The organism is Cupriavidus pauculus, assembly GCF_002858765.1.
Taxonomy (GTDB): Bacteria; Pseudomonadota; Gammaproteobacteria; order Burkholderiales; family Burkholderiaceae; genus Cupriavidus; species Cupriavidus pauculus_B.
On record NZ_PJRP01000006.1, the window covers coordinates 175,289 to 176,592 of the forward strand.

At 66.6% G+C, this 1,304-nt stretch carries 2 protein-coding genes; both read right to left on the reverse strand.

The annotated features are described in order from the left end of the window. Nucleotides 1–731 (reverse strand): ABC transporter ATP-binding protein (locus CYJ10_RS15060; RefSeq protein WP_101682454.1); only part of this gene is annotated, 731 nt, incomplete at its 3' end. A 1-nt stretch (nucleotide 732) separates the two neighbouring features. Continuing rightward, nucleotides 733–1,304 (reverse strand): ABC transporter ATP-binding protein (locus CYJ10_RS15065; protein WP_101682455.1); only part of this gene is annotated, 572 nt, incomplete at its 5' end.

Genomic DNA, 1,304 nt, shown 5'->3' on the forward strand with positions numbered 1-1,304 from the left:
CCGAGCAGTTCGTTCAGCACCGGCATCTTGGCTTGCAGCTCGCTGGCGGCAAAGCGTTCGACGATGGCGCCGTGCTCCATCACGTAGAAGCGGTCGGCCAGCGGCGCGGCAAAGCGGAAGTTCTGCTCCACCATCACCACGGTGTAGCCCTTCTTCTTGAGCATCAGGATCATGCGCGCCAGCGCCTGCACGATCACCGGGGCCAGGCCCTCGGAAATCTCGTCGAGCAGCAGCAGGTTGGCACCCGTGCGCAGGATGCGGCCCACGGCCAGCATCTGCTGCTCGCCGCCCGATAGCCGCGTGCCCTGGCTCTGCTTGCGCTCGCGCAGGTTCGGGAACATCTCGTAGATCTCGGCCTCGCTCATGCCCGGGGTGTCGCCACCCTTCGATCCCTTGAGCACCGGCGGCAGCAGCAGGTTTTCCTCGCACGACAGGCTCGAGAAAATCGCCCGCTCTTCGGGGCAGTAGCCGATGCCGTAGTGCGCGATCTTGTGCGTGGGCAGGCCGATGGTCTCGTTGCCGTTGATCTTGATCGATCCCTTGCGCGTGCCGGTCAGGCCCATGATCGCGCGCATGGTGGTGGTGCGGCCGGCGCCGTTGCGGCCCAGCAGCGTGACCACTTCGCCACGGTTCACGGTCAGGTCCACGCCGTGCAGGATGTGCGATTCGCCGTACCAGGCGTGCAGGTCCCTGATTTCCAGCGCGGGGACGTTGGATGCGTTCGTGCTCATCTCAGTGGGCCCCCTGCAGTTCGGCGTCGGCGGTGCCCATGTAGGCTTCCATCACGCGCGGGTCTTTCGACACCTCGGCGTACGGGCCTTCGGCCAGGATGGCGCCCCGCTGCAGCACCGTGATCTTGTCGGCGATCGACGACACCACGTTCATGTTGTGCTCGACCATCAGGATGGTGCGGCCGGCGGAGACCTTCTTGATCAGCTGCGTCACGCGGTCCACGTCCTCGTGGCCCATGCCCTGCGTGGGCTCGTCCAGCAGCATCAGTTCGGGCTCCATCGCCAGCGTGGTGGCGATCTCCAGCGCGCGCTTGCGGCCGTACGGCAGGTTGACAGTGGTGGTCTCGGCGAACTCGGTCAGGCCCACCTGCTCCAGCAGTTCCATGGCCCGGTCGTCGAGCACGTCGAGCGACCGCTCGCTGCGCCAGAACTGGAACGCGGTGCCCAGCTGGCGCTGCAGGCCGATGCGCACGTTCTCGCGCACGGTCAGGTGCGGGAACACGGCGGAAATCTGGAACGAGCGGATCACGCCGCGCCGCGCAATCTGGGCGGGCTTCTCGCGCGTGATGTCGA